Annotated in this window: 7 protein-coding genes; 2 read left to right on the forward strand and 5 right to left on the reverse strand. The window is 66.2% G+C overall.

Annotated features, from left to right (window positions below; genetic code table 11):
- Positions 1 to 56 precede the first annotated feature (56 nt).
- Both rsmD and PV773_RS21390 read right to left on the reverse strand, forming a co-directional pair.
- Positions 57 to 611 carry a 16S rRNA (guanine(966)-N(2))-methyltransferase RsmD gene (gene rsmD, locus PV773_RS21385; protein WP_347968295.1) on the reverse strand — a complete coding sequence of 185 codons (555 nt, stop codon included), beginning with the start codon at positions 609 to 611 and terminating at the stop codon, positions 57 to 59.
- Complete coding sequence (locus PV773_RS21390; RefSeq protein WP_347968296.1) at positions 611 to 2,704, reverse strand: pseudouridine synthase; 2,094 nt, start codon at positions 2,702 to 2,704, stop codon at positions 611 to 613. Before PV773_RS21390 ends, rsmD begins: the two co-directional genes overlap by 1 nt.
- A gap of 77 nt (positions 2,705 to 2,781) precedes the next feature.
- On the opposite strand from PV773_RS21390, the gene PV773_RS21395 reads away from it, so the two are divergent.
- Positions 2,782 to 3,234: a nucleoside deaminase gene (locus tag PV773_RS21395; RefSeq protein ID WP_347968297.1), complete on the forward strand. Its 453-nt coding sequence runs from the start codon at positions 2,782 to 2,784 to the stop codon at positions 3,232 to 3,234.
- Positions 3,235 to 3,311: 77 nt separating this feature from the next.
- Here the strand turns inward: PV773_RS21395 and PV773_RS21400 are convergent, their stop codons facing one another.
- From PV773_RS21400 to PV773_RS21410, 3 genes are all read right to left on the reverse strand, one after another.
- Entirely contained in the window at positions 3,312 to 3,929 is a 618-nt protein-coding gene (locus tag PV773_RS21400) for a hypothetical protein (RefSeq protein WP_347968298.1), read from the reverse strand.
- A 261-nt stretch (positions 3,930 to 4,190) separates the two neighbouring features.
- Positions 4,191 to 7,214 (reverse strand): isoleucine--tRNA ligase, encoded by a 3,024-nt coding sequence (gene ileS / locus PV773_RS21405; protein WP_347968299.1) that lies wholly within the window; start codon positions 7,212 to 7,214, stop codon positions 4,191 to 4,193.
- A gap of 231 nt (positions 7,215 to 7,445) precedes the next feature.
- On the reverse strand, positions 7,446 to 8,255 hold the full coding sequence (locus PV773_RS21410) for a MipA/OmpV family protein (protein ID WP_347968300.1): 810 nt from the start codon (positions 8,253 to 8,255) through the stop codon (positions 7,446 to 7,448).
- A gap of 213 nt (positions 8,256 to 8,468) precedes the next feature.
- Here PV773_RS21410 and PV773_RS21415 point away from each other — a divergent pair, with 213 nt between their 5' ends.
- Positions 8,469 to 9,026 carry an HdeD family acid-resistance protein gene (locus tag PV773_RS21415; protein ID WP_347968301.1) on the forward strand — a complete coding sequence of 186 codons (558 nt, stop codon included), beginning with the start codon at positions 8,469 to 8,471 and terminating at the stop codon, positions 9,024 to 9,026.
- The last annotated feature ends 78 nt before the right edge of the window (positions 9,027 to 9,104 follow it).

Consider the following 9,104-nt stretch of genomic DNA (forward strand, 5'->3'; position numbering starts at 1 on the left):
CGGCGGGAAGTGAATTGTTGGTAATCTTTGCGACCGAAAACGGCTGAAGTCGGGCGCTACTCGGCCGCAATGAAGCGGATCACCGTCTCGCCATAGGAACGCTCGTCCAGGACCGAGAAGCCCGGACCGGGGTCGAACGGGGCGGCAGCACTTTCCTCGACGACGCAAAGCGTGCCCGCCGCGAGCCAGCCGCCGGCACGGGCCGAGCGCAGGGCGCGCTCGCCGAGACCCTTGCCATAGGGCGGGTCGGCGAAGACGAGGCCGAACGGCCCCATGGTGCCGGCCTCGCCGAGGCCGGTCGCGTCGCGGCGGAAGATCTTGGTGCGGCCGGTCAGGCCGAAGGTCTCGACATTGGTGCGGATCAGGCCGCGGCCCTCGGCCGATTCCTCGATGAAGACGCAGTAGGACGCCCCGCGCGACAGCGCCTCGATGCCGAGCGCACCGGTCCCGGCAAAGAGGTCGAGCACACGGGCGCCCTCGAGCCGGTCGCCGAAGCGGTGGGCGAGCACGTTGAAGACGGCCTCGCGCGTGCGGTCGGTCGTCGGCCGGATGGCGTGATCGCGCGGCGTGGCCAGCGCCCGGCCGCGCAATTCGCCGCCGACCACCCGCATCAGCCGCGGCCCTTGCGCGGACCGCCAGGCTTGCCGCCGCGCGGTGCGCCGCCAGTCGGCCTGTCGCCACGCGGCTTGTCGAAGCCTGTCTTGCCGCCCTTGCTTGCCGCGCCCTGCGGGCGAGCGCCTGGCGCCATCCAGACATTGGACTTGCGGCTGCCCGGCGTCTCGAACGGCTTCTTCTCGCGCTCGTCACCCTTCTTGCCGCCGAACTTCGGACGATCGCCAAATCCGGGCTTTTCGCCGAACTTCGGCTTGTCGCCGAACTTGGGCTTGTCGGCGAAGCGCGGGCGCTCGGTCGTCAAGCGCCCCAGCACGTCCTCACGGTGACGCTCGCGATCACGCTTGCGATTCTTGATCAGGCCGCCCTCGCCGATGTCAAGGCGCGCGGGTCTCGGCGCACGCGGCGCGTCGTCGTCGCGTCGCTCCTCGCGGCGGGCCGTCGGCTTGTTGGAGAAGGGCTTGACGATGTCGGCGTCGAAATTGGCGCCGGATTCCTCGACCAGCCGCTCGCCCAGTTGGTCGCGCAGCATCTTGCCCTTAATCTCCTGGACGTGGCCTTCCGGCAGCTCGCCGAGCTGGAACGGACCGTAGGAGATGCGGATCAGGCGGTTCACCTCGAGGCCGAGCGCGCCGAGGATGTTCTTGACCTCGCGGTTCTTGCCTTCGCGCAGGCCGATGGTGATCCAGGCGTTGGTGCCCTGCTCGCGATCGAGCGTCGCCTCGACCGAGCCGTAGAACACGCCATCGACGGCGATGCCGTCCTTGAGCGCGTCGAGCTGCTTCTGCTCGACCTTGCCATGGACGCGGACGCGGTAGCGGCGCAGCCAGCCGGTGGCCGGCAGCTCGAGCACACGCGCCAGGCCGCCGTCATTGGTCAGCAGCAGCAGGCCTTCGGTGTTGATGTCGAGGCGGCCGATGGTCATCAGCCGCGGCAGTTCGGCCGGCAGCACGTCGAAGACGGTCTTGCGGCCTTCCGGATCGCGATTGGTGGTCACAACCCCGGCCGGCTTGTGGAACAGGAACAGCCGGGTGCGCTCGATCGGCGGGATTTCGGTGCCGTCGAGATGGATGACGTCGTTGGGCATGACGTTGAAGGCGGGCGAGGTCAGCACCTGTCCGTTCACCCTGACGCGGCCCGCGGCGATCAGCTCCTCGGCGTCGCGGCGCGAGGCGATGCCGGCGCGCGCCAGGCGCTTGGCGATGCGCTCGCCCGGCTCCGAGGTCTCCTCGGTGCTGCGCGAACGCGGCTTGAAACCATCCGGCTTGGGGCGGCGGTCGTCATCCGGCCTCGGACGGAACGCCTTCGCCTCGCCGTCGCGCTTTTCGTAAGGCTTGCCCTCTGGACGCGGGCCCTTGCGGAACGGCCGCTCGCCGCCTGCACCGGTCTCGCCGTCGCGCGGCCGGAATTCACGATGCGGACGCTCGCCGCCTTCCGCGGTGCGCGCCCGATAAGGCTTGTCGCCGCCAAATGAACGGCCGCCTTCGCGCTTCTCGTAAGGCTTGCCTTCGGGTCGCGGCCCCTTGCGGAACGGGCGCTCGCCGCCTGCACTTGCCTCGCCGTCGCGCGGACGGAATTCACGGTGCGGACGCTCGCCGCCTTCGGCTGGACGCGGACGATAAGGCTTGTCGCCGCCAAAGGAGCGGCTGCCTTCGCGCTTCTCGTAAGGCTTGCCCTTGGGACTTGGGCCCTTTCGGAACGGACGCTCGCCGCCCTCGTGCGGGCGGTCGCCCCGGAATTCGCGGCGCGGACGCCCAGCACCTTCACCGCCTTCGGCAGCACGGGGCCGATTCGGCTTGTCGCCGAACGAACGTTCGCGCTTTTCGAACGGCTTGCCCTCGGGTCGCGGCCCCTTGCGGAACGGCGCCGAAGAGCGCTCCGGGCGCGCCTCGCCGTCGCGCGGACGGAAATCGCGCTTGGGCCGTTCACCGCCCTCGGCACCTTCGTCACGCTTCACAAACGGCTTCTTGGCGAAGGGCTTGCTGCCACCCTCGCCGCGCGGCTTGCCGAATTTCCTGGGTCCAGCGTCGCGATTGCCCGCGCCACCTGGTTTGCCGCCCTTGCGCGGGAATTTTTTTCGATCGTCGTCCATGTGGCCTTTGCCCTTTTCGGCGGCTAGATAACAGGAAGAGTTGGGGTTAGCGAGGGGAATATCCGGATGGTGGCGGCGTGAAGCGGCCGGATTTCATGGCACTGGCCTTCGAGGAGGCCGAAGCCGCCGCCGCGCGCGGCGAGGTACCGATCGGCGCCGTCGTGGTCCACGGCGGCAAGGTCGTCGCCCGCGCCGGAAACCGCACTCGCGAACTCAACGATGCCACGGCCCATGCCGAGATCCTGGCGATCCGCGAGGCCGCCGGAAAGCTCGGCTCGGAGCGGCTCACCGGACACGACCTCTACGTCACGCTGGAACCCTGCACCATGTGTGCGGCCGCCATCTCGTTTGCCCGCCTGCGCCGGCTCTATTTCGGAGCGGCCGACGACAAGGGCGGCGCAGTGGTCAGCGGCGTCCGCTTCTTTGCCTCGCCTACCTGCCATCACGCACCCGACGTCTATGCCGGCATTGGCGAAACGCGCGCCGCGGAAATTCTCAAAGGCTTCTTCAAGGATCGCCGCGACCTCTAGAGCGCCTGCCTGTCCCTGAAAACGAAAACGCCCTGAACCAGTCAGGGCGTCCAGTCAACCATGCCATCTGGCCTGGATCAGAACGGCCACCAGCTGCTGCCCTTCTGGGCGAGCTTCTTCTTGCGGCGTTCCTTCTTGAGCTCGTCCTCGCCGAGCTCGTCCTGTGCAGCCGTCGTCGCTGCCTGGCGGTAGGCCAGCGGCGGCTCGCTCAGATATTTGCGCGTGGTGGCGCTGCCCTGCTTGTTCTCGCGCAGGCGGCGCTCGATCTCGGCCTTGCGCTGCGCCGGCGTCAGCTTGCTCAGGTCGGGGCCCGACAGCGAAGACATGTCGTTGACGACTTCCGGCTCGAAATTGGGGTTGTCCCGATTCTTGGTCGCATTGTCGCGGATGCGCGCCCGGCGCGCTTCCGGCGACTCGGGCCAGTCGGCGCTCGCGGTCGTGACGATGTTGTCCTGCGGCGCGGGCAAGGTGCCCGCCTGGCCGGCCTTCGGCTTCACCAGCTCGGGCCGCGGCTTGTAGTCGATGCTGTTGGTCTTCGGCTTGAGCGACATGATGTTGGTCAGGTCGGTGGCAAGCTGCTCGGTCGACGACTTGTCGGTGCCATAGGTCGGCGCGCTCATGCAGCCCGACAATGCGACGGCGGAAACCGCGAGCGTTGCAAACGTCGTTGCGCGCGCGCTGATGCGGTCCGTCATGCCAAAGATCTTCACTCGAACGCCTCTCGCTAGATGCCGGTAAAACCGGGCCCCCACCCGTCTGCGACGGAAATCCGGCGACAATTTGTCTGCCGAAGCCGCGCTTTTACCTTAACGGGCCGTCCAGGGCAACGACCGGAAGACTGCCGTCCGCCGGGCGTTGCATTTCGGTCACCTGCTACGGTGCCGCACATCCTTCGGGACGCGCTATGGATGCCGTAGCAGCCAAGGATCGATTGCGATCTTCGGATCACCCACTGTCTAGAGGCGGCCGAGCTTCCGCAGCTCGTGCAGCGCCGCCGCGTCGCGGGCCGAGACATCGGCGAATGCCGCATCCGAACCGACGTCGCCGGTATAGCGCCACGAGCGGGCGCATTTCACCAGGCCGCGGTCCTCCGCCTTGCCGATGGCGACGGCAACGCCGGCCACGTCGTCGAGCACGAAGGCGTCGGCCGGAGCCTTGTCGTGGCTGACGACGAGGTCGCTGGTGATGGCGATCTCGGCCAGGTCGATGCCGGCGAGCGATGCCTCCAGCGTCTCGTTGTCGAGATAGACGACCGGCACCGCCTCCAGCGACGAGCCGATGGTCTTCTTCGCCCGCTCGATCTCCAATGCGCCGGTGACGACGCGCCGGACCTGGCGAAGCTTGCGCCATTTCTCGGCGAGCGCCTCGTCGCGCCACGCAGCCGGCACTTCGGGAAATTGCTCCAGATGCACCGATTCGGCCTCGGGATAGCGGTCTAGCCAGGCCTCTTCCATGGTGAAGGGCAGCATCGGCGCCATCCACTTCACCAGGCAGTCGAACAGGTGACGCACCACCTTGACCGACGCCTTGCGGCGGATGCTCGACGGCGCGTCGCAGTAGAGCGCGTCCTTGCGGATGTCGAAATAGAAGGCCGAAAGCTCGACGACCATGAAGTCGATCAGCGCGCGCGTTATGCGCTTGAACTCGAATTCGTCGTAGCCCTTGCGCACCAGCTCGTCGAGCTCGGCGAGACGGTGCAGCATCAGCCGCTCGAGCTCGGGCATGTCGGCCAGCGCCACCTGCTCGCCCTCGTCATGGGCGAGCGTGCCGAGCATCCAGCGGATCGTGTTGCGGAGCTTGCGGTAGGCGTCGATGTTGGTCTGCAGGACGTTCTTGCCGAGCCGCTGGTCTTCCCAGTAGTCGGTGGTCATGACCCAGAGGCGCAGGATGTCGGCGCCCGACTGCTTCATGACATCCTGCGGCACGACCGTGTTGCCGAGCGACTTCGACATCTTGCGGCCCTCCTCGTCCATGGTGAAGCCATGGGTGACGACGGTGTCGTAGGGCGCGCGGCCGCGCGTGCCGCAGCTTTCCAGCAGCGACGAATGGAACCAGCCGCGATGCTGGTCCGAACCTTCGAGATAGACGTCGGCCGGCCATTTGAGGTCGGGGCGATCCTCGAGCGTGAATGCATGCGTCGAGCCCGAATCGAACCAGACGTCGAGGATGTCCATCACCTGCGTCCAGGGCTCGTTCGCGCGCGTGCCGAGGAAGCGCTCGCGGGCGCCCGCGGCGAACCAGGCGTCGGCGCCCTCCCTCTCGAAGGCCTCGACGATGCGGGCGTTGACCGCCTCGTCCTTCAGCACGTTGCCGTCGGCGTCGGCGAAGATGGCGATCGGCACGCCCCAGGCGCGCTGGCGCGACAGCACCCAGTCGGGGCGCTCCTCGATCATCGAGCGCAGGCGGGTCTGGCCGGCGGCAGGCACGAAGCGGGTGTCGTCGATCGCCTTGAGCGCGCGGCTGCGCAGCGTCGTGCCGTCGCCGAGCTGCCTGTCCATGTAGACGAACCACTGCGGCGTGTTGCGGAAGATGACCGGCTTCTTCGAGCGCCAGCTGTGCGGATAGCTGTGCTTCAGCCGGCCGCGGGCGAACAGCATGCCGTGCTTGATCAGCTCCTCGATGACGGCCTTGTTGGCGTCGCCCTTCTTGCCGTGGTCGTCGATGACGCGCGCAGCACCACCCTCGCGATCCGGGCCGAAGCCCGGCGCGTCCTTGGTGAAGAAGCCGGCGTCGTCGACGGTGAAGGGCAGGCGCGTTTCGATGCCGCGCTTCTCGAGCTCGGCGGCGGCGTCCATCCAGGCGTCGAAGTCCTCGCGGCCGTGGCTGGGCGCGGTGTGGACGAAGCCGGTGCCGGCATCGTCAGTGACGTGTTCGCCGGCAAGCATCGGCACGGGAAACTCGTAGCCGCCGCCGAGACCTTCGAGCGGATGCGAAAGCACAAGCTTTCCAAGCTCTTCGGCTGCGATGCTGCGGATCCGATTCAAGGTGACCTTGGCCTTGGTCGCGGCCTCCTCGGAGAGCGCGTCGGCGAAGATCAGCTTTTCGCCGGGCTGAGGACCGAAGTCGTTCTCGGCCGCCGTCACCTCGTAGAGGCCATAGGAGACGCGCGTCGAATAGGCCACCGCGCGGTTGCCGGGGATGGTCCAGGGCGTGGTCGTCCAGATGACGACAGATGCACCTGCCAAGGAAGTTGGAGACAGAGCTTCGCGCTCCAACCCTTCATTGATACTTCCATCCTCATTGATCGGCGCCGATATCCAGATAGCCTCGGCATTCCTAGGTGTTCGCGCAACCAAGCCGCCCGTCACCGGGAACTTCACCCAGATCGTGTCGCTCTCGTAGTCCTGGTATTCGACCTCGGCCTCGGCGAGCGCGGTGCGCTCGACCACCGACCACATGACCGGCTTCGAACCGCGGTAGAGCTGGCCCGACATGGCGAACTTCAGCAGCTCGCCGGCGATACGGGCTTCGGCGCGGAAATTCATCGTCGTGTAGGGATTGTCGAAGTCGCCGACGACACCCAGACGCTGGAATTCCTCGGCCTGGATCTTGATCCAGCCGGCGGCGAACTCACGGCATTCCTTGCGGAACTCGTTGATCTCGACCTCGTCCTTGTTCTTGCCGGCAGCGCGATACTTCTCCTCGATCTTCCATTCGATCGGCAGGCCGTGGCAGTCCCAGCCCGGCACATAGTTGGAGTCGTAGCCGCGCATCTGGAACGAGCGGGTGATGACGTCCTTGAGGATCTTGTTCAGCGCGTGGCCGATGTGGATGTTGCCGTTGGCGTAGGGCGGGCCGTCATGCAGGACGTATTTCTCGCGGCCGGCGGCACTTTCGCGCAGGCGCTTGTAGAGGTCCATCTTCTGCCAGCGCGCAACCGTCACCGGCTCTTTCTCGGGCAGGCCGGCGCGCATCGGAAACTCCGTCTGCGGCAGATAGAGGGTCTTGGAATAGTCGATCTTCTCGGACGTATCGGTCATCTGTCTTGCCATCGCCTAGCCTGGCAAATCTGCCACAGGCTCAAACTGTCATGATCTGAAAAAACGCCACATGGCGCGCACGCAAAAGTCCCGGACTTTCGGACAGCCTCAGACCGCCCGGAAGGCCGGGCCCGTAATTCGTATGGCAATCGCCAGGACGGGCGCGAAAATTCTCATGGCCGCGCTTTTAGCGGAGGCCGAGCCCGGAATAAAGCGCCTAATTCGCCGAAATCAAAGGTTGAAGTCGAACCGGTAGCTGGTCGACACGCCGATCGTCAGCTGATCGCGCGAGCCGCGCTCCTTGACGATCGAGGAATCGGCCGCCGGCCCCATCAGCCGCGAATACTCGCCGAACAGGCTGGCGGTGATGTTGTCGGTCGCCTTCCAGGTGACGGCGCCGCCGACACCGGCCGACTTGAAGCCGCCGCCAGGATTGTAGGCGTTCAGGCCCGAATCGATGGCTTCCTGGGCGTTCACGCCGTAGTAGGTGTCGAAATAGTCTTCCGTCGCGAACGAAACGCGCGGTCCGCCGGAAACTCGGACTTCGGGCGTGACGTCGTAGAAGGCGTCTACGGCAACATCGCCGACCACGCCGCCATGGGCGCGAATTCCCTGCCGCACCTCGACGCGGGCGCGCATCCAGTCCGTCGGATAGAACTCGAAGAAGGCGCCCAGCTCGCCGCCCCAGCGGACGTCGTGCAGCCCCTCGAGCTCGTCCTCGGCATCGCGGCCGAACAGGATCTTGCCGGCGACACCGGCGCGCACCTCGCCGTCGTCGATGAGCGCCAGCGAGATGTTGTCGTTGCGCGAGGAGAAGCGGGTGTCGTTGCCGGCCTTGCCGAGCGAGATGATCGGCACCGCGCTCAGCATGTACTTCTTCGACCCCTCGAAGCTGGGGGCGACCATGCCGGTGGCGCCGAGGGTGAGGTACCAGTCGCCGGAAATCCAGCCGAAGGCGCCTTCGCCGGCGCTTGCCGGCGCAGAAGCTGCGACTGCGGCAAGGGTCAGGGCCACTCCAGGAAACCGGCCGAAAGATGCCATTACAACCTCGCGTACACCAACAACCTAATCGCTAGGGCAGGATCGGTGTGAAGCCAACAGCGTAAAATTTGAATTAAACTTTCCAGTCGTCACAAAGGTTTATTTCGCGGCCCGCACTATCGGAGGCTGGACCGATTCGGGCGTCCGGGCATAACTTCGGACGGTCTGGGACTGACGTCTCGGTACACGACCTTATCTTAAGGAGACTGGATCATGGCTCTTTCGGACCAACCGGCGGACGTCAGCGAATTTCGCTCCAAGTGGGGGTGGTTCGTCGCCCTCGGGATCGCCTTGCTCGTGCTGGGCGTCGTCGCCGCGGCCAACCTGCTCGTCGCCACCGTGGCTTCGGTCTACTTCGTCGGCACGCTGATGATCGTGGCCGGCGTTGTCGAGATCGTCCACGCCTTCGGCGTCAAGGGCTGGGGCAGCTTCTTCCTCTGGCTGCTCGGCGGCGCGCTCTATATCGTGGCGGGCTACCTCGCCTTCATCAATCCGCTGCTCGCCTCGGCCATCCTGACCCTGTTCCTGGCGGCAAGCCTGGTCGCTTCGGGCGTCATGCGCATCTGGATGGGCATCAAGGGGCGTTCGGTGCTGAATAGCTGGGGATGGATCGTCGCGGCCGGCGTCGTGACCGTGCTCGCGGGCCTGATCATCGCCGCCGGCTGGCCGGTCAGCAGCCTGGTGGTGCTCGGCACGTTCCTGGCGATCGACCTGATCTTCCAGGGCGCTACCTACATCGCCTTCGGTCTAGGCCTGCGGCGAGTTAGCTAGATGTGGAGCCTCAACAGGTTGTCCTCGGTCAAAGCGAGGCGACTGATAGGTGTTTTGGACTTTAGGCTGCCGTGGGGA

It is taken from the genome of Mesorhizobium sp. CC13 (assembly GCF_039907765.1).
In the GTDB taxonomy this organism is placed as follows: domain Bacteria; phylum Pseudomonadota; class Alphaproteobacteria; order Rhizobiales; family Rhizobiaceae; genus Aminobacter.